Origin of the sequence: Pusillimonas minor (assembly GCF_014237865.1) — a bacterium.
GTDB classification, from domain to species: domain Bacteria; phylum Pseudomonadota; class Gammaproteobacteria; order Burkholderiales; family Burkholderiaceae_B; genus Neopusillimonas; species Neopusillimonas minor.
Genome location: NZ_JACJUU010000004.1, coordinates 35,472 through 57,702 on the forward strand (window position 1 = coordinate 35,472; position 22,231 = coordinate 57,702).

General features: G+C 58.4%; 23 protein-coding genes. 11 read left to right on the forward strand and 12 right to left on the reverse strand.

The features are described 5' to 3' along the window. Positions 1-113: 113 nt before the first annotated feature. From GTU67_RS06860 to GTU67_RS06875, 4 genes are all read right to left on the reverse strand, one after another. A complete protein-coding gene (locus GTU67_RS06860) occupies positions 114-611 on the reverse strand; it encodes a flavin reductase family protein (RefSeq protein ID WP_185779363.1) in 498 nt (165 codons plus the stop codon). Beyond that, the gene (locus tag GTU67_RS06865; protein ID WP_185779364.1) at positions 608-1,708 is read right to left on the reverse strand and encodes an LLM class flavin-dependent oxidoreductase; all 1,101 of its coding nucleotides are present in this window, start codon (positions 1,706-1,708) and stop codon (positions 608-610) included. Before GTU67_RS06865 ends, GTU67_RS06860 begins: the two co-directional genes overlap by 4 nt. Before the next feature lie 147 nt (positions 1,709-1,855). Next, positions 1,856-2,527: a cysteine hydrolase family protein gene (locus tag GTU67_RS06870; RefSeq protein WP_185779365.1), complete on the reverse strand. Its 672-nt coding sequence runs from the start codon at positions 2,525-2,527 to the stop codon at positions 1,856-1,858. A gap of 28 nt (positions 2,528-2,555) precedes the next feature. Beyond that, on the reverse strand, positions 2,556-3,539 hold the full coding sequence (locus tag GTU67_RS06875) for a TerC family protein (protein ID WP_185779366.1): 984 nt from the start codon (positions 3,537-3,539) through the stop codon (positions 2,556-2,558). A 113-nt stretch (positions 3,540-3,652) separates the two neighbouring features. Between GTU67_RS06875 and GTU67_RS06880 the strand changes: the two genes are divergently transcribed. Continuing rightward, on the forward strand, positions 3,653-4,531 hold the full coding sequence (locus GTU67_RS06880) for a LysR family transcriptional regulator (protein WP_185779367.1): 879 nt from the start codon (positions 3,653-3,655) through the stop codon (positions 4,529-4,531). Here the strand turns inward: GTU67_RS06880 and GTU67_RS06885 are convergent. After that, complete coding sequence (locus tag GTU67_RS06885; RefSeq protein ID WP_185779368.1) at positions 4,528-5,574, reverse strand: metal-dependent hydrolase; 1,047 nt, start codon at positions 5,572-5,574, stop codon at positions 4,528-4,530. The two genes, GTU67_RS06880 and GTU67_RS06885, sit on opposite strands and share 4 nt — an antisense overlap. A gap of 185 nt (positions 5,575-5,759) precedes the next feature. Here GTU67_RS06885 and GTU67_RS06890 point away from each other — a divergent pair, with 185 nt between their 5' ends. The 4 genes from GTU67_RS06890 (at position 5,760) to GTU67_RS06905 (ending at position 9,121) form a co-directional block, all read left to right on the forward strand. Beyond that, positions 5,760-6,950: an amino acid aminotransferase gene (locus tag GTU67_RS06890; protein ID WP_185779369.1), complete on the forward strand. Its 1,191-nt coding sequence runs from the start codon at positions 5,760-5,762 to the stop codon at positions 6,948-6,950. A 161-nt stretch (positions 6,951-7,111) separates the two neighbouring features. Beyond that, entirely contained in the window at positions 7,112-7,270 is a 159-nt protein-coding gene (locus tag GTU67_RS06895; RefSeq protein ID WP_185779370.1) for a hypothetical protein, read from the forward strand. Between the two features lie 166 nt (positions 7,271-7,436). Beyond that, positions 7,437-8,438 carry an oxygen-dependent tRNA uridine(34) hydroxylase TrhO gene (gene trhO, locus GTU67_RS06900; protein WP_185779371.1) on the forward strand — a complete coding sequence of 334 codons (1,002 nt, stop codon included), beginning with the start codon at positions 7,437-7,439 and terminating at the stop codon, positions 8,436-8,438. 86 nt (positions 8,439-8,524) lie between these two features. Further along, the gene (locus tag GTU67_RS06905; RefSeq protein ID WP_185779563.1) at positions 8,525-9,121 is read left to right on the forward strand and encodes a glutathione S-transferase; all 597 of its coding nucleotides are present in this window, start codon (positions 8,525-8,527) and stop codon (positions 9,119-9,121) included. Between the two features lie 22 nt (positions 9,122-9,143). On the opposite strand, the gene fabI is transcribed toward GTU67_RS06905, so the two are convergent. The 3 genes from fabI to gloB are packed head-to-tail and all read right to left on the reverse strand — an operon-like array spanning position 9,144 to position 12,017. Then, positions 9,144-9,926 (reverse strand): enoyl-ACP reductase FabI, encoded by a 783-nt coding sequence (gene fabI / locus GTU67_RS06910; RefSeq protein WP_123660413.1) that lies wholly within the window; start codon positions 9,924-9,926, stop codon positions 9,144-9,146. A gap of 35 nt (positions 9,927-9,961) precedes the next feature. Continuing rightward, a complete protein-coding gene (locus GTU67_RS06915; RefSeq protein WP_185779372.1) occupies positions 9,962-11,200 on the reverse strand; it encodes a transglycosylase SLT domain-containing protein in 1,239 nt (412 codons plus the stop codon). A 10-nt stretch (positions 11,201-11,210) separates the two neighbouring features. Beyond that, complete coding sequence (gene gloB / locus GTU67_RS06920; RefSeq protein WP_185779373.1) at positions 11,211-12,017, reverse strand: hydroxyacylglutathione hydrolase; 807 nt, start codon at positions 12,015-12,017, stop codon at positions 11,211-11,213. 25 nt (positions 12,018-12,042) lie between these two features. Between gloB and GTU67_RS06925 the strand changes: the two genes are divergently transcribed. The 5 genes from GTU67_RS06925 to dnaQ all read left to right on the forward strand — a co-directional run bounded on the left by GTU67_RS06925 (position 12,043) and on the right by dnaQ (position 18,478). Beyond that, positions 12,043-12,801 (forward strand): class I SAM-dependent methyltransferase, encoded by a 759-nt coding sequence (locus tag GTU67_RS06925; RefSeq protein ID WP_249417624.1) that lies wholly within the window; start codon positions 12,043-12,045, stop codon positions 12,799-12,801. A gap of 20 nt (positions 12,802-12,821) precedes the next feature. Beyond that, positions 12,822-13,283, forward strand: coding sequence for a ribonuclease HI (gene rnhA / locus GTU67_RS06930; RefSeq protein ID WP_185779375.1), 462 nt, complete (start codon positions 12,822-12,824; stop codon positions 13,281-13,283). 120 nt (positions 13,284-13,403) lie between these two features. Further along, positions 13,404-14,567, forward strand: coding sequence for an efflux RND transporter periplasmic adaptor subunit (locus GTU67_RS06935; RefSeq protein WP_185779376.1), 1,164 nt, complete (start codon positions 13,404-13,406; stop codon positions 14,565-14,567). 15 nt (positions 14,568-14,582) lie between these two features. After that, positions 14,583-17,618, forward strand: coding sequence for an efflux RND transporter permease subunit (locus GTU67_RS06940; RefSeq protein ID WP_185779377.1), 3,036 nt, complete (start codon positions 14,583-14,585; stop codon positions 17,616-17,618). A 119-nt stretch (positions 17,619-17,737) separates the two neighbouring features. After that, positions 17,738-18,478, forward strand: a complete 741-nt coding sequence (gene dnaQ / locus GTU67_RS06945) for a DNA polymerase III subunit epsilon (RefSeq protein ID WP_185779378.1) — start codon at positions 17,738-17,740, stop codon at positions 18,476-18,478. Positions 18,479-18,480: 2 nt separating this feature from the next. Here the strand turns inward: dnaQ and GTU67_RS06950 are convergent, their stop codons facing one another. Then, complete coding sequence (locus GTU67_RS06950; RefSeq protein WP_185779379.1) at positions 18,481-18,678, reverse strand: hypothetical protein; 198 nt, start codon at positions 18,676-18,678, stop codon at positions 18,481-18,483. A gap of 227 nt (positions 18,679-18,905) precedes the next feature. Between GTU67_RS06950 and serA the strand changes: the two genes are divergently transcribed. Then, complete coding sequence (gene serA, locus GTU67_RS06955; protein ID WP_185779380.1) at positions 18,906-20,105, forward strand: phosphoglycerate dehydrogenase; 1,200 nt, start codon at positions 18,906-18,908, stop codon at positions 20,103-20,105. Here serA and GTU67_RS06960 read toward each other — a convergent pair. Genes GTU67_RS06960 through GTU67_RS06970 form a run of 3 tightly spaced genes read right to left on the reverse strand, consistent with a single transcriptional unit; the run spans position 20,080 to position 22,215 of the window. Continuing rightward, on the reverse strand, positions 20,080-20,538 hold the full coding sequence (locus tag GTU67_RS06960; protein WP_185779381.1) for an RrF2 family transcriptional regulator: 459 nt from the start codon (positions 20,536-20,538) through the stop codon (positions 20,080-20,082). The genes serA and GTU67_RS06960 overlap by 26 nt on opposite strands. A 14-nt stretch (positions 20,539-20,552) precedes the next feature. Continuing rightward, the gene (locus GTU67_RS06965) at positions 20,553-21,815 is read right to left on the reverse strand and encodes an NnrS family protein (protein ID WP_346726997.1); all 1,263 of its coding nucleotides are present in this window, start codon (positions 21,813-21,815) and stop codon (positions 20,553-20,555) included. Then, positions 21,808-22,215: a group III truncated hemoglobin gene (locus tag GTU67_RS06970; protein ID WP_185779382.1), complete on the reverse strand. Its 408-nt coding sequence runs from the start codon at positions 22,213-22,215 to the stop codon at positions 21,808-21,810. The genes GTU67_RS06965 and GTU67_RS06970 overlap by 8 nt, the downstream gene beginning before the upstream one ends. Positions 22,216-22,231: the final 16 nt, after the last annotated feature.

Consider the following 22,231-nt stretch of genomic DNA (forward strand, 5'->3'; position numbering starts at 1 on the left):
AATGCGGCTGGCAAACCGGGGGAAACGCCCCAATGACATAAAGCTAACAGTTTATACCTAAACTGTTTTTTTGCCTCTGGGGGTTTCCCCGGGGTGCTGTTTTGCTGTACGGGTTACTGGCCCGAAAACGACCCGTAATGGCCTTGCCAATAGGCAAGCGGCTTGGGCCCCGGGTTGATGTCGATACGGGTAACCTTGCCGGCAATAAGGGCGTGCTGACGATGCAGCCAGACCTTTTCGACATCGCAGGCAAAAGCGGCCAGCGCCCGGCGCGACAGCCAGACGCCGTCAGGCGTTTGATACCAGTCATCGTCGGCGTAACGGTCGTCACCTTTACGCCCGCCTTTTCCCGAAAAGTGCTCGGCCACAATTTGCTGGCCGTGTTGCAGCACGTTAATACCGAACTTGCCGGCTTTTTCGATGACGGGCCACGACGACGAGGTCTGGTTGACCGAAATAAACAGCTCGGGTGGGTCCATAGAGATGGACACCACCGATGTGGCTGTCAGGCCGGTTCGCTCGTTGCCGTTGGCGGCGGTGATGACCGAGACGCCGCCCGCCAGTTGGCGCATGGCGGCCCGGAATTCCTGGTTGAGTAATGCGTCGTTCATACGAATTTTTTGCGAATGCCACGTGATTCAAGGATGGGCAGCACGTTATCACGGAAATACGGAAACTCTTCCGCGTAATCGAAGAATGATAGCGTAGTACCACCGAAACCGGCTTCGTGCAGTTGGGTAATGCCGTCTGCGACCTGTTCGGGCGTACCCACCAGCGGGAAGCCGCCATGACCGGCGGCAAAGCGCTCGCGAATGAGGGCCAGCAGGTCGTGCGGGAACGAATGGGCATGTGCAAACTGCAGACGGATCAGGTTGTCGACGGCAGCCCAGTCAGCGTTGTCTTGCAGCGACTGCCAGACGGCCTTGGCTTCGGCCTCGGTGGGGCGGCAAATAACGTGCGAGAACGTCAGCACGCCCACTTTACGGCCTTCCTGGTCAAGCGCTTGCTGTTTAAGCTCGGCGACTTCGGCTTTGGAGCGTTCCAGGTCGATGGCCGGAGTGAACAGGAAGTCGGCGTTGCGTGCAGCAAACTCGCGGCCCAGGCCCGAACCGGCGGCGTTATAAATGGGTGGCATGGTTTGCGGCTTGGGGTTGCCGTAAGTGCCTTTAAGCTGGAAGTATTTGCCGTTCCAGTCAAAGCGGCCTTCGTGTTTCCACAGTTTCTTGATGATGTCGAACCATTCCTGGGCATAGCCGTAGCGGGTTTCGTGGTCATCGGGCAGGGTCAAACCCAGCGCTTCGTATTCGGGTTTGTTCCAGCCGGCCACAATGTTCAGGCCGACGCGCTCGCCGCTGATTTGCGCCATGGTGGCAATTTGCTTGGCAATGACCACAGGGTGGTTGGCTGAGGTGTGAATAGTGGCAAATACTGTCAGCTGCTTGGTGTTGGCCAGCAGGGCGGTGGCCCAGGTCACAGTTTCAAGTACGTAACCATGAAAGTCGGTTTCGCCGCCGTAACCAATCCAGCGGGCAATCGGCAGCATGAAGTCCATGCCGGCGTCGTCCAGCAGCTTGCCGATTTTCAGGTTGCTTTCCCAGTCGGCTTTCCAGCGGTTTGGCAGCTTCGAAACGGTCATGCCGCCCGAGCAGTTGGTTGAGAAAGTGCCCAGCAGGAAGTGGTCCCTGTTCAGGAAGTTATTGGTTTTCATGAGGTCTCCGATGCACTATAAGTTGTGTTCAACAGGTTTGGCCGGGGCGGGGAACACCCGCCTGGCTGTAACCAAACAGTAATGTGCAGCGGAAGGGTCCGACTATCGGATTTATGCACGACCTGTCAGGATCGTGCACAAAAATGATCAGTCGGTGCGCAGCCGGGCAATGACTTCGTCGGTGCCTAGTACGTCGCCAAAGAACAGCAGCCAGCCTTCAAGCGAAGCCTGGTGTTCTTGCGGAGTAACCGCCGACAGCGTGTCGTGCACCATGACCGTCACGTAGTCCAGCATCATGGCGTTGCGGGCGGTTGACTCGCAGCAGACATTGGTAACTGTGCCGCCCACCAGTACGTTTTTGATGCCTTTGGCTTGCAGGACGTCGTGAAGGTTGGATGACCCAGGGCTTAACGCGCTGTAGTAGCGTTTGATGACGCGGGTGTCAGACGGGTCGACGCGAAGCGCATTGGGGATTTGAAACCCTTCGTGCGATTCAGACAGTTCGGTCAGGCGTCGCGCACTGTTTTTGGGCGCCAGCATATTGTGCTGGAAGTGCGACCAGAATTTTTCGGCGCCGTCGGCACTGGTTTGCACCCATATGACGTGCCCGCCGGCCTGGCGTAATGCGGCCGCCAAAGCATTGACGGCCGGGAACGTGGCCCGGGCCGCTTTGCATTCACCCAGGTAGCCGGGTTGCGTAAAGAAATTTTGCAGGTCGACCACCACAAACGCCGTTTCTGCGGCCTTGAAGTGGTCGTAGGGGTGCAGGCACCCCTGGCGGGCGACGACGCGGTCAATGACAGATTGTGAAAATTCCATGATGTCTCCGGTAGCCGCCCGGCCCGCTTTAGTGGGCGTCTTTAGGGGCGGCGGTTTTCTTCAAGCTTACGATAATACCGCCCACAATCAGCGTCATGGTCACACCCAGCGATACCCAGGCCGGGATCTTGCCGATTATGTTGACCAGGAAGATCTTGGAGCCAATGAAGACCAGAATGAGCGACAGCGCGTACTTCAGGTAATGGAAGCGGTGAATCATGGCCGACAGTGCAAAGTACAGGGCGCGTAAACCCAGAATGGCAAAAATATTACTGGTGTAAACAATGAACGGGTCGGTGGTGATAGCGAAAATAGCCGGGATTGAGTCGACGGCAAACACCAGGTCGGTCAGCTCGACCATGACCAGGGCCAGGAACAGCGGGGTGCCCATGCGCACCAGCTTGCCGGTTTTCGGGTCGGGTTTTTTCACCCAGAACGAATTGCCATGAAGTTCGTTGGTCAGCGGCATGTGCTTTTTGACGAAATTCAAAACAGGGTTCTTGGCCAGGTCGGGCTCGGCGTCGGCCATGATCCACATTTTGACGCCCGTAAACACCAGGAACGCGCCAAAAATGTACAGTACCCAGTCAAACTCGTTGATGAGGGCGGCGCCCAGGCCAATCATGATGGCGCGCAGCACAATGACACCCAAAATACCCCAGAACAGCACACGGTGCTGATACTTTGGCGGGATGGCGAAGTAGCTAAAAATAAGCGCAATGACAAAAATATTGTCCATTGACAGCGACTTTTCGATCAGGAAGCCGGTGTAGTAGTCAAGGCCCTGCTGGGCGCCCATATACCACCAGACCCAGCCGCCAAAAATTAGGGCCGCGGTAATGTACCCCGCCGACAGCAGCAGGCTTTCGCGGATGCCGATTTCGCGCTGCTCTTTATGCAGCACGCCCAGGTCAAGCACCAGCAGGGTAATAACGATTAGAAAGAAGAATAGCCAGGCCCAAAGGGGCATGCTGGCCATGGGTGTCGCAAGAAACGAAATGAGCTCAGTCATGATGCGGTTGCCATTGAAATTAAGTCAGATGGGAAAACAGCGCCAATTGTGCCCGTCTGGTCAGTTCTAATAAACCATCATAAAATTGAATATAACTTCGGTTTTTTCGAACTATGATCAATTATCGGCATCTGTATTATTTTTGGGTCGTGGGCAAAGAGGGCGGCTTTTCGCGGGCGGCCGATCGCCTGGGGGTGGCGGTTCAAACCGTGTCTGCCCAGGTGCGCGCGCTCGAAGAGTCGTTAGGGTGTCAGCTGCTCAAGCCTGCCGGGCGAGGGGTGGCGCTTACCGATGCGGGCAATGCCGCTTTCGCCCGCGCCGAAGAAATCTTTCAGCTGGGCCAGCGCTTGCCGCAAGAGGTGCTGCAGGCGGCATCGCGGCCAGTGGTGCGTCTGGCTGTGGGGTTGTCTGACGGCATTTCAAAGCTTGCCGCCCATGCGTTGTTAAAGCCAGTTCTGGCCACTCCCCACTTGCATCTGGTGTGTCACGAGGGCGAATTCGACCCGCTGCTGGCCGAGCTGACCCTGCATCACATTGACCTGGTGCTGGCGGGGCAGGCCGCGCCAGTTAACCCCAATTTGCGGGTCACCAGCGAACCGCTAGTGTCGTCGCCCGTCGACTGGTTCGGGCCGTCCGCGTGGGTCAACAAAAAACATGTCCTTGCCTTTCCGGCGTGCCTGGCAACTATCCCGGTGTTGTTGCCCACCGGGCATTCCGAACTGCGCGCCTCGCTCGATCGCTGGTTTGCCGACATTCGGGTGCAGCCCAATGTGGTGGGCGAGTTCGAAGACAGCGCCCTGATGGCGGTGTTTGCGGCTCAGGGTCTGGGCGTGTTCCCGGTCAGTCGGTTTGGCGCCCTGCACACGGGGTTGCTAAAAGGCTTGCGTCGGCTGGGCGGCGACGATCGGGTGCGCGAAGAGGTTTTTGCCATAAAAAACCGTCGGGGCGAACAGCACCCGCTGGTCGCCCGGATTTTGGCGCACGCGACCTAGGGCGCAGCGCGCATGCGGGTTTCCCATTGCTGCAGAGGTAGCGCCGGGCTGGCGCTGATGGTGCGTGCGATGACCGCCGTCAGGGCTTCAAGGCCGCGGTCTGACGGCCAGCGCGATGGTTCTACAATCGCCCAGTTGCCGTTGGCGTCTTGTTGGGCCACCCTGAACCGGAACGAGTAATAGCCCGTCGCCAGGCCCATGCGCAAGTCGGTGGCTACCAGTTGCTTATCGATCACGTCGTAGCGGATCCAGTCCCCCGAAAACCAGCGCAGCCCATTAAGCATGTCGGCATTGGGGAACTGGTTGGCCAGTGCGGTGTTAAGCGGCGCTTTGATGTGCTCGCGGGGCTGGTCGTCGAGCACGCTGGTGACGTATTCAAAGTAGTGGTCGCTGTCGGTGCGCGCTACAACGCGCCACAGCAAAATATTGAAGGGCGCCGGTGTTGAAAACACGGCGTCAACGCTGACGCCGTTTTGTGCCAGGGTGCTGCGTACGCGCGATTCGACCAGGTTTTTGGCCAGCAGGGAGGCACACAGGTACACCACGCACCAGCCTAATGCCCAGGCATTCATTTTTTGCACGGCCGGCCGCGAGCCCCAGGCAAAGGCCGCCAGCGCAGCCAGCAGCATGGGTAGCGTAAAGAACGGGTCGATAATGAAGATGCTTGACCAACTGGTTGGCGTTGGCATAAAGGGCCAGAACAGTTGCGTGCCGTAACTGGTGAAGGCGTCGGCCAATACATGCGTGATGAAGATCAGCCACAGGGTGGCAAATAGCCGTTTCCAGTCGTACTGCGTGGCTGGGGGCCACTTGCGTATCAGCCAGGTCAGCAAAAACGACAGCCCGGTCAGGACAAACACCGAATGCGAAAACCCGCGATGGTTGATCATGTCGGCGATGGGGTTGCCGTAGCGAATGATGACATCGAGGTCGGGCAAGGTGCCAAGAACGGCGCCTGCAATATAGGCTTTGCGGCCGTGGTATCGGCCCAGCATGACGCCAGAGACGCTGGCGCCCAGTACGGCTTGAGTGACGGAATCCATAGTTGATGATCACCAGAAGAGGCGATTGATCATACCACCCGGGCCATGCCGTGCCGCTCGACAAGGGGTGGTGCAACGGGTCGCGGCATGACACGGCTGTTGCATTTTGTAGGTATAAAATGGCCGTTTTCATCAACTGCTTTTAGCGGCGGTGTTCTTGGGCACCGCGGCAACAGGACGACACCTTGTTCAACGTGCTTTCTGCCTATGCAGGCGACCCTATCTTGTCTCTTCAGTTGGCCTATCGCGACGATGCCCGCGCCGACAAAACCAATCTCAGCATCGGTTTGTATTACGACGACCAGGGTAATGTGCCCCGTCTTAAGTCGGTCATCGAAGCGCAGGCCCGGGTGGCACAGTCGACTCAGCCCAGCATGTACTTGCCCATGAGCGGAGACCCGGCCTATTGCAAGGTCAGTCAGGCGCTGTTGTTCGGTCAAGACGCCGACGTCATCAAACAGGGGCGCGTGGCTACTATTCAAACGGTTGGGGGGTCGGGTGCGCTTAAGGTCGGCAGCGATGTCATTCGCCGGTTTTTCCCTGCCATCGAGGCACGTATCAGCAACCCGACCTGGGACAACCATCGTGCCATTCTCGAAGGTGCCGGGTTCAAGGTCGATACCTACCCTTATTTCAACCGCGACACCCAGCGCCTTGATTTTGACGCCATGGCGGCCGCGTTGCGCCAGTTGCCGGCGCAAACGCTGGTGTTGCTGCACCCATGCTGTCATAACCCCACAGGGGCAGACCTGAGCCCGGCGCAGTGGGATGAAATCGTTGACATTATCGCGTCGCGCCAATTGATCGCGTTTCTTGATACGGCGTATCAAGGGTTGGGCGAAGGGCTTGAACAGGACGCCTATTTGATCCGTGCGTTGGTCAAGGCTAATCAGTCTTTCCTGGTTGCCAATTCATATTCGAAGATTTTTTCGTTGTACGGCGAACGCTGCGGGAGCCTGAGTATGGTTTGCGCCAATGCTGACGAAGCCAGCCGCGCGCTGGGTCAAATGCAGCAGGCCGTGCGCCGCAACTATTCCAGCCCACCTGCGTATGGCGCCAGCCTGGTGCAAACGGTATTGAACGATGCCGAGCTGAACGCGCTTTGGCGCAGCGAGGTAGACGAGATGCGTGTGCGCATTCAGTCGATGCGTGAGCGGTTGCACCAGGGGTTGTGTGCGGCTCAACCCAATGTTGATTGGGACTTTTTACTGGCTCAGCGCGGTATGTTTGGCTATGCGCCAGTATTGGCCGCCCAAATGAACCGCCTGCGCGATGAGTTCGGTGTTTACATCATCGAGTCTGGCCGTATTTGTGTGGCGGGTTTGAATACCGGTAATGTCGATCGCGTCGCCCGGGCTTTTGCCGCCGTGTTGTAGGTTGGCCGATTCGGGCGTTGTTGTTTTTAAAAGCCGTTATTTTCCTAGGAATAACCCTGAAAATGACGGCTTTGTCATCAAATTGTCGATAAACAGGGGTACTCTAGGGGTCGCAGTTCTAAACCATTCCGAATAATCGTAATATTTTCGAGAGGTTCCAGATGTTGGTTAAACCGCGCACTCCCACCCCGTTCCGCCCGTTCAAGGCCAGCGTTAAATTGTCCGCCAACCACGAACGCGCCAAACAGGCTTCCGCCCCACGCATCATCAGCATGGGCAGTATTGGTAACGATCGTTACGGGCGCAAGCGAGACAGCTAACATCTGCGTGCCCGCAAGAATTGCACCCCAAGCGCCGGACACTCGTCGGGTTTTTGGGGTGCTTTTCATTTGTACTGTCAGTTTTGGCGAGCAAAGCCGGGGGTAATAACCCTGGGGTGAACAGGGTAAAATGGCGTTTTTGACGTTACGCTGATGTGTTACCCCTATGGCTCAATTTCTGGTCGCTGCCCTATATAAATTTGTTCGTCTCGATAACTTCCGCGATATGCAGGCGCCGTTGCTTGAGGTTTGCCAAAACAACGACGTTACCGGCACTTTGTTGCTGGCCCAAGAGGGCATTAACGGCACCATTGCCGGCCCAGAGGCCGGTATTCGGGCGGTGCTGGCCTATTTGCATGCCGACCCGCGCCTGGCAACGCTCACGCACAAAGAGTCGTGGGCCGACAAGCAGCCGTTTTATCGCATGAAGGTCAAGCTCAAGCGCGAAATCGTGACGATGGGTATTCCCAATGTCGAAGCCGAGACCCGCGCCGGCAAGTACGTTAAGCCCGAAGACTGGAACCAGCTGATTACCGACCCTGACGTTGTGGTGGTTGACACCCGCAACGATTACGAAGTGGCCATTGGCACCTTTAAAGGGGCCGTTAACCCCGAAACCGTCAGCTTCACGCAGTTCCCGGACTGGGTCAAACAAGAATCCACCGACGGTGGGGTATTGCGGCAAAAGAAGAAAGTGGCCATGTTTTGCACCGGGGGTATTCGCTGCGAAAAATCCACGGCGTATCTCAGGTCGCAAGGGTTCGACGAGGTCTACCACCTGGAAGGCGGTATTCTGAAATACCTCGAAACCGTGCCCGAAGCGCAAAGCTTGTGGGATGGTGAATGTTTTGTTTTCGACGAGCGCGTTTCCGTAGTGCACGGTCTCGATCAGGGTAGTTACGAACTTTGCCGTGCGTGCCGCTTCCCGTTGTCCGACGCCGACAAGTTGTCGCCACATTTCGAGGCCGGCGTCAGCTGCCCGCATTGTCACGACAAACACACCGATGAACAAAAGCAGCGGTTTCGCGAACGTCAGAAGCAAACCGAACTGGCCGCGCAGCGCCGCGAGCGCCACATCGGCGCCCACCTCGAGGCTCAAAAAGCCGCCAAGGCCGCTGCCAAAGAAAAGGCCCGGCTGGCCGCGCTGGCAGGCCAGAAGGGCAAGTAACGGTGAGCGCGGCGGCGGCCATCGGGCTGGGGGCGTTTGACGTGCAGCGCCCCGTCTTGTATTCGTTTCGTCGCTGCCCTTATGCCATGCGCGCCCGTCTGGCTATTGCCGTTAGCGGTACACGTTGCGAGTTGCGTGAAATTGTTCTACGAGACAAGCCGGCCGCGATGTTGCAGGCGTCGCCCAAAGGTACCGTACCCGTGCTTGTCGATACCGACGGTACAGTCATTGATCAAAGTCTTGACATTATGCTGTGGGCCCTGCGCCGGCACGACCCGCAGGGGTGGCTGGCGCCGCAAAACCTGGCAGACATGCTGGCTTTGGTTGAAGCGTGCGATACGCAGTTCAAGTTTCATCTTGACCGCTACAAATACCCGCAGCGCTACGAAAACACCCGGCCCGAGCCGCATCGTGATGCGGGTGTTGCCTGGTTGAAGGGCCTGGAGGCGCGCCTGGATAAAACGCCGTACCTGTTCGGGGCTCACCCCATGCTGGCTGATATGGCGATTGCCCCTTTTGTGCGGCAGTTTGCGCATACCGACGCCGATGCGTTCGATGCGCAACCGCTGCCCCAAACAAAACGCTGGCTCAAGGCATTTCTTGAGTCAGCGTTGTTGGCCTCGGTGATGCACAAATACCCGGTGTGGCGTGCCGGTGAACCGGGGGTTGCGTTCCCCGGTTAAGGTGGTAGTTGGCGCCGCCGGTTTATTCCATGCCCGGTACAACCGTAGAGAACCCGGCGTCGACGTGGGTGATTTCGCCGGTAACGCCTGCAGCCAGTTCAGACAGCAGAAATGCCGCTACATTACCGACGTCTTCGGTGGTGACATTACGGCGCAGCGGGGCGTGCGCCTCGACATACTTCAGAATCGAACCAAAATCTTTGATGCCGCTGGCGGCCAATGTTTTGATGGGGCCGGCTGAAATACCGTTGGCGCGAATGCCCATGGGGCCTAACGAATTGGCCAGATAACGCACGCTGGCTTCGAGGGAGGCTTTGGCCAGGCCCATGGTGTTGTAGTTGGGAACGACTTTTTCAGCGCCCAGGTAGGTCAGCGTCAAGACCGAGCTGTTCCGGCCTTTAAGCAGCGGCAGGGCGGCTTTGGCCAGCGCCGGAAAGCTGTAGGCCGAAATGTCGTGCGCAATCCGGAAGCCCTCGCGCGACAGGCCGTCGAGGAAATCGCCGGCGATGGCTTCGCGTGGCGCAAATCCGATAGCGTGAACCAGGCCGTCAAGACCGTCCCAGCGCTTACCAATTTCGGCGATGGTCGATTCGATTTGCGCATCATCGCCTACATCGCAGGGCAGCACGATGTCGCTGCCAAATTCGGCGGCGTATTCGGTAATGCGGTCTTTGAAACGATCGCCGACATAGGTGAAGGCCAGTTCGGCACCTTGCTGGTGGCAGGCCTTGGCAATACCGTAGGCAATAGAGCGGTTGGAAATAACGCCTGTGATCAGGATGCGTTTGTTTTTAAGAAAACCCATGATTGAGCCTTTTGTATTGGTGATGATTGGTTGTGTCAGCCGCGAACGTTGGTGCCCGGAACGCGCAGTCGCGTGCCTAGCCCCAGGTTGTTGCTTTTAAGATTGTTTAGCCGCCGCAATTCTTGTACCGATGTGTTGTAGCGTTTGGCCAGCGCGTAAAGGGTTTCGCCCTTTTTGACGGTATGGGTGCGTGCGCTGGGCCCCCGCTTGACGACCTTGGTGGCTGGCTTGCCGGCCGATGGCAGCCGGGTAATGGCGGTGGGCATGGGTGGCGCCGCCCCGCCGGTGGTGTCAAGAGATGCCAGTTGAACACCGCCTTCGGCGGCAATCAGTTGCTTGTTTTTGTAGGCCTCGAGGTTGGCCTTGAAAATGTCTACCCGGTGCGTCGGTAACAAGATTTCGGGGGCGTCGTCGGCCACGATAATGGTTTGATTAAATGACGCATTCAGGGCTTTGAATTCTTCGAGCGGCATCTCGGCAAGGCGGGCAACGTCTTCGACCGCCATGGTCTGGGTTTTGCGTATGGCTGTGAAATAAGGGGTGTTGCTGACAGGCGGCAACGTCATGCCGTATTTTTTGGGGTCGGCGATGATGTTTTTAATGGCCTGCAGCTTGGGTACGTAGTTGCGGGTTTCGTCGGGCATTTTCAGCGACAGGTAGTCGGTGCCGTCGCCCGCTGCTTCGGCTTTTTCGATGGCGCGGCGCACCGAGCCTTCGCCCCAGTTGTAAGACGCCAGTGCCAGGTACCAGTCGCCCTGGAATTCGTAAAGGTAGGTCAGGTATTCGAGGGCGGCGTGGGTTGAGGCCACCGGGTCGCGGCGCTCGTCGCGCCAGTTGTCTTGTTTTAAATTGAAGTGCAAGCCCGTGCTGGGAATAAATTGCCACAGTCCGGATGCTTTGGCCCGCGAGTAGGCCTCGGGGTTGTAGGCGCTTTCGACAAAGGGCAGCAGGGCCAGCTCGGTGGGCAGGCCCCGTCGTTCGAGCTCGTCGACAATAAAGTAAATGTAGCGCTTGGCACGCTCGCTCATGCGGTAAACCGATTGCGGATGCGAGGCGTAGTAGTTTGTCCAGTGGTCGACCAGCGGGTCGTTAAGATTGGGGATGGCGAAACCGCGACGGACGCGGTCCCAGATATCGGTGGGTGGGTTGGTGAGGTCGATGGTGCGCGAAGTATCGACGGCAGCATAGGGAGAGCGGTCGGATTTTTGCGCGTTTTGGTGGGCACAACCCGCCAGTAGCACTACCAGTAGTAACGTAAATAGTCGTGAAAGCATGGGTACTGCGTTAAAAATTGTTCTTCCATTCGCGCAGGCATGCAAACACAGCCACCGCAGAACTAAGCGGCTTGCCGGCATGATTCTGGGCGGCTTCAATGACTGCGCTTTGCAGCGGCCGCATGAACGGGTTGGTTTCGAGCTCGAGGCTGATGGTGGAGGGCAGCGTAGGCAAGCCTTGCGACCTGGCTTGCTGCGCCGATTCCCAGCGTTTTTTTAACATGGGGTTTGCCGGTTCGACGGCAAGCGCCCAGCGCAGGTTGGACAGGGTATATTCGTGGGCACAGCACACCAGCGTGTTTAGCGGCAGCGCTTGTAATTTGCCCAGCGAATTCACCATATCGGCCGGGGTGCCCTCGAAAAGACGCCCGCAACCTGCGGCAAATAGTGTATCACCACAAAAAACAACCGGTTGGTCGTCATCGAGGTAACCAAAGTAGGCGATATGGCCTGCCGTGTGGCCGGGGATGTCGAGCACGGACAGCGTCAGCCCAAGGTGGTCGAGCCCGACTTCGTCGGTTTCTTTCAGGCCGTGGTCGCACACCGGAAGCTTTTCCCCGATGGGGCCGTATACCGTGGCGCCGGTTTTTTCTTTAAGCGCGAGTACGCCGCCGACATGATCGGGGTGGTGATGCGTGACAAGAATGGCGTCGAGCACCAGGTTGTGGGCTTGTAGTTGTTCGAGCACCGGGGCGGCGTCGCCCGGGTCGACCACAACGGCGTGGTTGCCTTTGCGAATTAACCAGATATAGTTGTCGGAAAATGCCGGAACCGGAACCAGACGGGTTGTTTTCGGGTCTTGAGTAGTATTAACCATGGCGCAAGGAGCTTGTGTGTTTGAGTTGGACCAACCGCTGATCACCGAACTGGCCGCATGGCTGGAAACGCCGGCAGGCCAGTACGTGCGCAACTGGGAGCAGAAAAAAACCAATGGTATGGTGACCAACGCGTTTGGCTACCACGCGGTACAGGTGGGGTTGCCGCACTGGGACTTGCTGGCCGCAAACCGCATACCGCACAAGATACACACCCATTCGGGTTTAAGCGAAGACAGCCTGATGGGGGCAAGCCCGGCGCTGTATACCCAGCCCGAGCAACTACCCTTCGAAAGCCAGTCTATCGACTTGCTGATATTACCCCATGTTCTCGAGTGTTCCAATCACCCGCATCAGGTGCTGCGCGAAGCCGAGCGGGTGCTGGTGCCCGAGGGTCGGCTGGTGATCTCGGGGTTCAACCCCTGGAGCCTCTGGGGGGCGCAGGCGCGCATGCCGGGCGTTGACCCGTTGGTGCCGGTGCCGGCCCATATGCAGGTGTCGTTGCCTCGCCTGAAAGACTGGTTCAAGTTGTTGTCCCTTGAAATTGACCGGGGCCACTTTGGTTGCTACGCTGCGCCCTGTTTTACGCAGCGCTGGCTGCAGCGCTGGTCTTTCATGGACGCCGCAGGCGACCGCTGGTGGCCGGTGTGCGGCGCCGTTTATGTGGTGGCGGCCGTCAAGCGCGTTGCCTCTGTGCGCTTGGTGGGGCCGGCCTGGAAGGGCAAGAAGAAGCGCCGCATGCGCCGCGCCGCCGTCGTGGCCAGCCAGCGTCAGGCCGGCAGTTAGGTTAAATCAACAAGGAAAGCATGAGTCTGCAACACACCGCACCGGTCAATATCTGGACAGACGGTGCCTGTAAAGGAAACCCCGGGTGGGGAGGATGGGGCGCGTATTTGCGTCAGGGGCGTCACGAAAAAAGTTTATGTGGCGGCGAGCCCGAAACCACCAATAATCGTATGGAGTTGATGGCCGTTATTCAGGCACTGCGGGCCTTGAAGCGCCCCTGCAAGGTCGTCATTCATACCGATTCGCAGTATGTGCAAAAAGGTATGACCGAATGGCTCGATAACTGGAAGCGTCGGGGTTGGCGTACGGCCGACAAAAAGCCGGTCAAAAATGCCGATCTCTGGCAAATGCTCGACGAACTCACCCACGAGCACGAGCTGACCTGGCAATGGGTGCGCGGTCATGCCGGTGACCCGGGAAATGAAAAGGCAGACGCGCTGGCTAACCAAGGGGTGGAAGTTGCGCGACGCGCGGCCGCCTAGCTGTCAACCCGCATTGCGGTTACTTCGCCGGAGCTTCGTGCGGCTCCGGCATGCGCTATTATCGACGTCGGCCTTTCGTGGGCCGGTTCCCGTAACCCGCTTATAGATGAACACGCTTTCATGAACAAAAACGTTGCAGGTTTTCTGGTCGTATTGGGTATAGGCGCCGCTTTGGGCGTGGCAGGCTCCAGGTGGTGGGGGCCCGGTGCAGGACAACCTGCACAAAATGCCAGCGCGTCGGCCGCAACCCAGGCAGCCAAACCTGCAGGCGCGCCTGCGGCCGGGCCGCGGCAGGTGGGTGTCGAGGTGGCGCCGGTGGTTCAGGTCAGCATGCCGCGTGAAGTCTCGGCTGTGGGTACCTTGCGTTCCGAGAATGCTGTTGTTTTGCGCCCTGAAGTTGCGGGCCGAATTGCCGACATCAAGTTTGCCGAGGGGCAACCCGTCAAGCGGGGCGAGTTGTTGGTTCGCCTGGACGACAGCGTCGTCAAAGCTCAGCTGCAACAGGCCCAGGCCAACCTTAGCCTGGCTAATACGCAGTATCAGCGGTCCCAAACGCTGACTCAGCAAGGGTTTATTAGCAAGCAAGCCCGAGACGAAGCCTTTAACCAGCTTAAAGTGCAGCAGGCCGCGGTGGCGCTGGCGCAAGCTCAGCTCGATAAAACCGCCATTCTGGCGCCTTTCGATGGCGTGATTGGCTTGCGTCAGGTTTCTGTGGGCGATTATGTGAGTGCCGGCACCGATATTGCGCCTATCGAGTCCATCGACCCCTTGCAGGTCGATTTCCGTGTGCCCGAGGGGTATGTGGACCAGATCGCGGTTGGCCTTGGTCTGACGGTGCGCTTCGATGCGCTGCCGGGCGAGTCGCGTAAGGGCAGCGTAAAAGCGGCTAACCCGCAGGTCGACGTGGGTGGCCGTTCGGTGCTGGTGCGCGCCGACGTGCCCAACCCCGACGGCAAATTGCGCCCGGGTATGTTTGCCCGTGTCCAGTTGGTATTCGAAAACACACAGGTTACCGTAGTGCCGGAAACCGCCCTGCAGTCGGCCGGGCCAGAGCGCTTTGTGTTTCGTGTCGAAGACGGTGTTGTGCGCCGGGTCGTGGTCGAGATCGGTCAGCGGCGGTCGGGGCAAGTTGAAATCTTGAGCGGTGTCCAGCCGGGCGACCAGGTGGTGATTGCCGGCCTGCAAAAAATTGCTGATGGCACCCCGGTGCGTATTTTGACCTTGCCGGCGGCTGCCGGCGCTTCTGCGCCTGCACCGGCCGCTGCCGGTCCGTCGGCCTCCTGATCCGGGGAACGCATCATGGTTCTGTCCGAAGTTTGTATCAAGCGCCCTGTATTTGCCACGGTGCTTTCCCTGCTGGTGGTGCTGGTCGGCCTGATTTCATACGATCGCCTTACGGTGCGCGAGTACCCGGCCATCGACGAGCCCGTCGTGTCGGTCATGACCGATTACAAGGGGGCGTCACCCGAAGTGGTCGAGTCGCAGGTGACCAAGCCGCTTGAAGACCAGTTGTCGGGTATGGAAGGGGTTGACGTGATGACGTCCCGCAGCCGCTCCGAACGCAGCTGGATCAGTATCAAGTTCAATATGGATCGCGACCCGGACGCGGCCGCAGCCGATGTGCGCGACAAGGTGTCGCGCGCCCGCCGTTTTTTACCCGACGAAATCGACGAGCCGGTGATCAGCAAGGTTGAGGCCGATTCGACACCCATTATTTACATTGCTGTCGAGGCCGGTAGTTTAAGCACCATGGAGGCGTCCGACTACCTGAACCGGTACATCAAAACCCGGTTGTCGGTGTTGCCCGGCGCGGCAGAAGTTCGTATTTTTGGCGAACGCCAGCCGGCCATGCGCATTTACATCGATCGGGCCAAACTGGCGGGCTATAACCTGACCGTACAAGATGTCGAGTCGGCGTTGCGCGAGCAGAATGTACTGATTCCGGCCGGTCGCATCGAATCGGCCATGCGCGAGTTTTCAGTGGTGTCGACCACAGACTTGCAAACCGTGCAGCAGTTTAAAGACGTCATTGTGGCCACCGTTAGCGGTTACCCCGTGCGCCTGGGCGATCTGGCCAATGTCGAAATCGGCCCTGCCGACGAGCGCATTTTGTCGCGCTTTAACGGCAACGATGGTCTTAACATTGGCGTTACCAAGCAATCAACGGCCAACCCGCTCGATCTGTCCCGGGCCGTGCGCGCCGAGGTTGAGCAGATCAACCAGAATCTGCCCGATGGCATGCGCTTGAATATCGCCTACGACAGCTCGGTGTTCATTCAAGAGTCCATCAACTCGGTATACATGACCATCCTCGAGGCCGTCGTGCTGGTGGTGCTGGTCATTTTCTTCTTCTTGCGCAACGTGCGCGCCAGTCTGATCCCTATCGTGACGATACCCGTGTCGCTCATCGGGGCGTTCGGCATTATGTATTTGTTTGGCTTTTCAATTAATACCCTGACGCTGCTGGCCATGGTGCTGGCCATTGGTCTGGTGGTGGATGACGCCATTGTGGTGCTTGAAAACGTTTATAGGCACATCGAAGAGGGCAAGTCGCGGCTTGAAGCGTCTTTTTTGGGTATTAAAGAAATTGCCTTTGCGGTGATTGCCATGACGCTGACGCTGGTGGCTGTGTATGCGCCGCTGGCCTTTGCAACCGGGCGCACCGGACGTCTGTTCATTGAGTTTGCCCTGACGCTGGCCGGGGCGGTGCTGGTGTCGGGCTTTGTGGCACTGACCTTAACCCCCATGATGTGCTCTACCTTGCTTAAGCATCAGCCGTCGCACGGCAAGGTGTACATGTTCATTGAGAACCTCCTCGAAGGCATGACCCGGGCCTATCGCAACAGTCTGGGTTTTGCGTTGCGCCACCGCCTTGCGGTTGTCGTGCTGGGCTTGCTGGTGGCGGCGGCCAGCGGCGTGCTTTTCAAAACCATAAAAAGCGAGCTGGCGCCGCTGGAAGACCGTGGCGTGGTGTTCGGTGTTGTCAGCGCGCCAGACGGCTCGACGCTCGATTACACGCTCGACAGCGTGAAGCGTATCGAACAGATGTACTCCGGTATCTCCGAGGCCTCCGGCAATCAGTCTATTGTCGGGTTTCCGACGGTGACCGAGGCTTTTGCCATTTTGCGGCTTAAGCCCTGGGATGAGCGCGAACGTTCGCAGCAAGAAATTGCCGCCGGCCTTTTGCCGCAGTTTATGGGGTTGCCCGGTGTGCGGGCCTTCCCCAGCAATCCGCCATCGTTTGGTCAGCGGGCCACCTCCAAGCCCATCGAGTTCGTCATCATGAGCCAGGCGCCCTACGAAGAAATCGGTCGTTTGGTTGACGATTTCGTCGAGAAGCTTGCCGGCTACCCTGGGCTGCAGAATATTGATACCGACCTGCGCTTGAACACCCCCGAGCTTACGGTGGCCGTGAATCGCGAGAAACTGGCTGACGTGGGTGTGGATGTCGGCACGGTGGGCCGCACGCTCGAGTCCATGCTGGGCGGGCGGCAGGTAACCCGCTTTCGAGACAGCGGCGAACAGTACGATGTGATTGTGCAGGTCAATAAGCAAGACCGCGCCGATCCGCGCGACATCTCGGATATTTACGTGCGTACCGCGCAAGGGGGCATGGTGCAGTTGTCCAACTTCCTTGATGTCACCGAAAGCGTGTCGCCGCAGTCGCTCAACCACTTTAATCGCCTGCGTGCGGTCAAAGTGCAGGCGTCGGTCGCGCCCGGTTATGCGCTGGGCGAGGTGCTTGACCATATGTTTGCCGTGGCGCGCGATACCCTGCCGCCCACGGTGCAAATCGACCTCGATGGCCAGTCACGCGAGTTTCGCGATTCGTCAGGCAGTATTTACCTGGTGTTTGTCATGGCGCTGGCCTTTATTTACCTGGTACTGGCCGCCCAGTTCGAAAGCTGGCGAAACCCGTTCATTATTATGTTGTCGGTGCCGCTGGCCATGACGGGCGCCCTGTTGGCCTTGTGGCTCACCGGGGGGACGCTGTCTATTTATAGCCAGATTGGCCTGATTACACTGGTTGGTCTTATTACCAAACACGGTATTCTTATTGTCGAATTTGCGACCCAGTTGCGCCAGGAGGGCCGCAATGTGATTGATGCCGTGACCGAAGCCAGTGTGCTGCGATTGCGGCCCATTTTGATGACGACGGGGGCGATGGTGTTGGGTACGGTGCCGCTGGCACTGGCAACCGGCGCCGGCGCCGAATCGCGCGAGCAGATTGGCTGGGTGCTGGTGGGCGGCCTGTCGTTTGGTACGCTGCTGACCTTGTACGTGGTGCCTGTGGCGTATTCTCTTATTGCCGGTCGGCAGGCGGTCAGGGCTTAAATTATAGGCGCCGCTGTGCGCGGTTTCAGGCGCGGCGTGTGTTGCGCCTGCGCCATGCCGGCGCCGCGTTACCGGTTGTCGGCACTGTTCATGTTTTTTCTTTTATTGTTTAAATTGCCATGCGTCAAATAATTCTCGACACCGAAACCACTGGTCTGGACCCTGCCCAAGGGCATCGGGTGGTTGAACTGGCCTGCGTCGAGATGGTGAATCGCAGCCTGACGGGCCGTCATTTGCATTTGTACCTGAACCCGGATCGCGACAGCGACCCGGAAGCCTTGAACGTGCACGGGTTGACCACCGAATTTCTGTCTGCTTACCCGCGCTTTCACGAGGTTGCGTCACAACTTGTCGACTATGTGGCGGGTGCCGAGGTCATCATTCATAACGCGGCATTCGACGTCAAATTTCTCGACGCCGAGCTTAACAGGGCCGGGCTGGGTCCGTTCCGTACGTTGTGTGACTCGATAACCGATTCTCTGCTGTATGCCCGCGAGTTGCACCCGGGCAAGCGTAATTCGCTCGATGCCTTGTGCGAACGCTACGGCATTTCCAATGCACACCGTACCTTGCACGGGGCGTTGCTCGACTCCGAGCTTTTGGCCGAGGTATGGCTGGCGATGACGCGCGGGCAAGACACCTTGCTGATGGATTTTGACGCGCACGATGGCCAGGGCGGCGGTGGCCAGGGGCTGGCCGCTTTCGATGCGTCGGTGCTTAAGGTTTTGCGTGCATCAGAAGCTGAAATGGTCGAGCATCAGCAGTATCTGAAGGTGCTCGATGATGCCGTCGGCAAGCCATGCCTTTGGCGGTCGCTCGACCCTTTGCCCGAGCCTTCGGGCGCTGTGGCCGAGTCCTGATCTTAATTCAGGGCTTTGAATTTCTGCCCGGCCTGGCTTAGCCAGGCGCCCAGCCGTCGTGCCAGTGTTTCACTGGCGCTGGGCGGCATATAGCATTTCATTAACGATGGCAGTACATAAGCCGCTTGTGTTGCTTCGCGCCGACAGGTGGCGTTGTCAGCCAGGGCAGGGCTGCGGTGGTTGGCCGGGATGATTTTCATATTGAACCTCCGTTCGGAACCTTGAACACGTATCCAGCCCGTGAAGAGGGCCGGACATTCGATGGTTCTCAAGCAAGATTCATGCCACGAACATTACCACAAGCTAGTGGTTTGCACTAATACGACACATTCGGTGTGCTTACCCCTGATTGCGGTAGGGGTGAGCGGGCCATGGCCGGTCCGATGGTCCACAATGAAGTTTGGGTAATTTGTTACTGGAAGGCATCATGACGCGAATTGTTTTATTCGAAAATATTCATCCCAGCGCCCTGGAAGTGTTTAACGAAGCGGGTTTGACCGATGTGGTTACCTACGCGGCGGCATTGCCGCCAGCCGAGCTGCGTGATGCGCTGCAGGGGGCCGAACTGGTCGGTATCCGGTCGCGTACGCATCTCGATGCCGAGCTCTTTTCCGCGTTGCCTCAGTTGCGTGCCGTGGGTTGTTTCTGCATTGGCACCAATCAGGTCGATTTGAACACCGCCATGCTTAAGGGCATTCCGGTGTTCAATGCACCATTTTCGAACACGCGCTCGGTGGCTGAACTGGTTTTGGGCGAAACCATTCTGTTGCTGCGTCGTATCCCCGAAAAAAACGATCGTGTCCATCATGGTCACTGGGATAAAGCCGCCGATGGCGCTTTCGAAGCCCGGGGTAAAACCCTGGGTATTGTCGGGTACGGCAATATTGGTTCGCAGGTGGGTATTTTGGCCGAGGCTGCCGGCATGCGGGTGGTGTTCTACGACGTTGAAGCCAAGTTGCCGTTGGGTAACGCCCGTGCGTGCACCTCGTTGCATCAGTTGCTTGAACAGGCCGATGTGGTGACGTTGCATGTGCCCGGTGGTAGTGGCACCAAAAATCTTGTTAATGCAAAAGCGCTGCAGGCCATGAAGCCCGGCAGCATTTTAATTAATGCATCGCGCGGTACGGTGGTTGATATCGATGCCCTGCATCAGGCGTTGCAAAGCGGGCATTTGTCGGGGGCGGCAATTGATGTCTTCCCGGTCGAGCCCAAAGGGCGCGACGAGGCGCTGCAAAGCCCACTGATAGGCATGCGTAACGTTATTCTTACGCCGCATATCGGGGGCAGTACGCAAGAGTCCCAAGAAAATATCGGCCGCGAAGTGGCCGAGAAACTGGTGCGTTTTGTTAAAAGCGGCACCACCAAAGGGGCCGTCAATTTCCCCGAAGTCCCCTACCAGGATGCCGGTGGTGCGACGCGTATCTTGCACGTTCACAGAAATGTGCCGGGTGCATTGGGTACGCTCAGCGGCGTTATGGCTTCACACGGCCTGAACATCGTTCGCCAGCAACTGCAAACGCTGGGCGAGGTCGGTTACGTGGTGTCTGACGTCGAGGGCGAGGTCAGCGACGCGGTCATGGCCGAACTTCGCGCCAGCGCCATTACGATTCGATGCGATCGAATTTAACCGGGTGTTCGCCGGCCAATGCGTTTGCTGCGGCCGGCGGCGGCAAGATGTCGGCCAGGGTGTAGCCGTCGAGGTGGTGTAAAAACTGTTCTAGCGCCCCGGCAAAAATACCGGTTAACCCGCACTGGCCTGTCAGGGTACAGGCGTTGCCGGTGGTAAAGCATTCGACCAGGGCGAAGTCGTTTTCGGTGTCGCGCACCACCTTGCCCAGGTTGATGTCTTTGGGTTGCCTGGCCAGGCGCATGCCGCCGTTTTTGCCGCGTATGGTTTCTATCCAGCCGTTTTGTGCCAGGCGGTGCGTTACCTTCATCAGGTGGGTTTCCGAAATGCCGTAGGCGCCGGCGATTTCGGCGATGGTGCACAGGCGGTCGGGGTGCTGGCCCACGTACATCAGCAGGCGCAGCGCGTAGTCGGTCAGGGTAGTGAGGCGCATATAAAAGTTATGTTTTAACTGGGCCGCCGGGGGCTGGCTGCTGCGCGTATATTGACGGTTGTTGAGGGTACGGGCGTTGCATTAAAACGCGGCCTGATTAACCAGGGCACAAACCGCCACAGGTACAGCGCCAACGACACCACCCAGCAGGCGGCTGCTGCATGCAGCAAGCCGGCGGCAAACGACGATGGCCATAGTGCGGCAAGCCGCAAGCATACCGCAGCCAGCATGAAACCGTAACTGGCGACCATGCTTTGGTCGAGCTGTAAAGGGCGCCCCAGGTGGCCCAGGGCGGTGCGCGTGACCATGCCAATAATCAGCACCGAGAACCCCCCCATGCCAATGAGGTGTGCCGGTACCGCCGCACGCGTCAGTGTGCCGGGGGTTAAGTCGAGCAGCCAGGCGCCGGCGGTGATCAGCCCTAGCCCCATGAAGGCGTATCCGATGTACAGGATCCATAAAATGGGCTTGCTGCGGACCGCGACCGGCTTCCAGGTAAATAATTGGTACAGGCTGATAAGGCCGGTAAGCGCCAGTGCGATGGCCATAATGCGGGGCAGGCCGACAAGCCCGGTGGCAATGGCGAACAAGCCCAGGCCCAGTTGAAGCTGGCCGGTACCCATATGCATGGGCAGTTCGAGCCCGTTAATGGCCCGCATTGCAAAAAAAGGGATCACCCGGCGGGCGACCAGCAGCGCAATAACCGCCATGTCGACGAGCCCGATATTAAACGCCGTCATGAGGGCGTTGTAGTCGCCCAGCCAGGCTGCGTGAACATACAGCAGGTTGGCAACCGCCAGGCCCATGGCCAGCCAGGGCACACCGTAATTACGCCGGCTTTGGGTTTTGCCAATAACGCGCCATAACGCCAGGGCGGCAATGGCAAAGAACAGGGTTTCGGCCACCACGGCAATGGCCAGCCAAGTGGTGTTGCTGCCCAAGTACGCCAGCCGTGCCACCAGCCACAGCCCGCACAAAAGCGCCAGTGGCTTGCCTTTAAGCGGGTTGATGCCCGTCCAGGTGGCGGCGGCGGTTAACAGAAAGCCGACGGCGATGGTGGCAATAAAGCCCCAAAGCATTTCGTGGGCATGCCAGGCCAATACCCCCAGGCGAGGCGACAGCAGGCCAGGCGCATATACCCACAACGCAACCGAAATCAGGGCCCAGAGCACACCGGCCGGGTATAACGGCCGAAAGCCCATTTCGAGGAGGGCTTGCCATGACGGGCGGCCGCGTCCGGCAGGCGCGGGTTCGGCGATGTTGAAAATTTCAGGCACGGGCAACCTCGCGCAAGGGCGCGTTGGGGGCGTTGTGCAGCTGGTAGCCGTACCACAGGCTGCGCGCGATGCGTTCGGCAAAGGTTTCGGCTTTTTCGGCCATGGCGCGGTTGGGCAGCGTGGCCAGCGTGCTGTGGAAGAGATCGAGCCAGTGACCAAACAGCTGCGCCGTCAGGCCGGGCAGGGCAATGTGCTTGGGCATGGGGGTGCCTTCGTAGGTGCCCGTGCCCCGCAGCATGGATGACCAGAAGTCAACCATGCGTTGCAGGTGGGTGTCCCAGTCGTGAATGTGATGGTTAAAAATGGGGCCTAGCTGGTCATCTTGCCGGATCCGGTCGTAAAAAAGATGAACCATTTGCCGAATTTCGTCTTCGGTGCAAAGTGTGTCTCGGGTCGACATAAGCAGGCCTTTCTAT

Coding starts and splice junctions, on each gene's coding strand:
- GTU67_RS06860 (WP_185779363.1), bottom strand. CDS start 611: ATGAACGACGCATTACTCAACCAGGAATTCCGGGCCGCCATGCGCCAA.
- GTU67_RS06865 (WP_185779364.1), bottom strand. CDS start 1,708: ATGAAAACCAATAACTTCCTGAACAGGGACCACTTCCTGCTGGGCACT.
- GTU67_RS06870 (WP_185779365.1), bottom strand. CDS start 2,527: ATGGAATTTTCACAATCTGTCATTGACCGCGTCGTCGCCCGCCAGGGG.
- GTU67_RS06875 (WP_185779366.1), bottom strand. CDS start 3,539: ATGACTGAGCTCATTTCGTTTCTTGCGACACCCATGGCCAGCATGCCC.
- GTU67_RS06880 (WP_185779367.1), top strand. CDS start 3,653: ATGATCAATTATCGGCATCTGTATTATTTTTGGGTCGTGGGCAAAGAG.
- GTU67_RS06885 (WP_185779368.1), bottom strand. CDS start 5,574: ATGGATTCCGTCACTCAAGCCGTACTGGGCGCCAGCGTCTCTGGCGTC.
- GTU67_RS06895 (WP_185779370.1), top strand. CDS start 7,112: ATGTTGGTTAAACCGCGCACTCCCACCCCGTTCCGCCCGTTCAAGGCC.
- trhO (WP_185779371.1), top strand. CDS start 7,437: ATGGCTCAATTTCTGGTCGCTGCCCTATATAAATTTGTTCGTCTCGAT.
- GTU67_RS06905 (WP_185779563.1), top strand. CDS start 8,525: ATGCGCGCCCGTCTGGCTATTGCCGTTAGCGGTACACGTTGCGAGTTG.
- fabI (WP_123660413.1), bottom strand. CDS start 9,926: ATGGGTTTTCTTAAAAACAAACGCATCCTGATCACAGGCGTTATTTCC.
- GTU67_RS06915 (WP_185779372.1), bottom strand. CDS start 11,200: ATGCTTTCACGACTATTTACGTTACTACTGGTAGTGCTACTGGCGGGT.
- gloB (WP_185779373.1), bottom strand. CDS start 12,017: ATGGTTAATACTACTCAAGACCCGAAAACAACCCGTCTGGTTCCGGTT.
- rnhA (WP_185779375.1), top strand. CDS start 12,822: ATGAGTCTGCAACACACCGCACCGGTCAATATCTGGACAGACGGTGCC.
- GTU67_RS06935 (WP_185779376.1), top strand. CDS start 13,404: ATGAACAAAAACGTTGCAGGTTTTCTGGTCGTATTGGGTATAGGCGCC.
- GTU67_RS06940 (WP_185779377.1), top strand. CDS start 14,583: ATGGTTCTGTCCGAAGTTTGTATCAAGCGCCCTGTATTTGCCACGGTG.
- dnaQ (WP_185779378.1), top strand. CDS start 17,738: ATGCGTCAAATAATTCTCGACACCGAAACCACTGGTCTGGACCCTGCC.
- GTU67_RS06950 (WP_185779379.1), bottom strand. CDS start 18,678: ATGAAAATCATCCCGGCCAACCACCGCAGCCCTGCCCTGGCTGACAAC.
- serA (WP_185779380.1), top strand. CDS start 18,906: ATGACGCGAATTGTTTTATTCGAAAATATTCATCCCAGCGCCCTGGAA.
- GTU67_RS06960 (WP_185779381.1), bottom strand. CDS start 20,538: ATGCGCCTCACTACCCTGACCGACTACGCGCTGCGCCTGCTGATGTAC.
- GTU67_RS06970 (WP_185779382.1), bottom strand. CDS start 22,215: ATGTCGACCCGAGACACACTTTGCACCGAAGACGAAATTCGGCAAATG.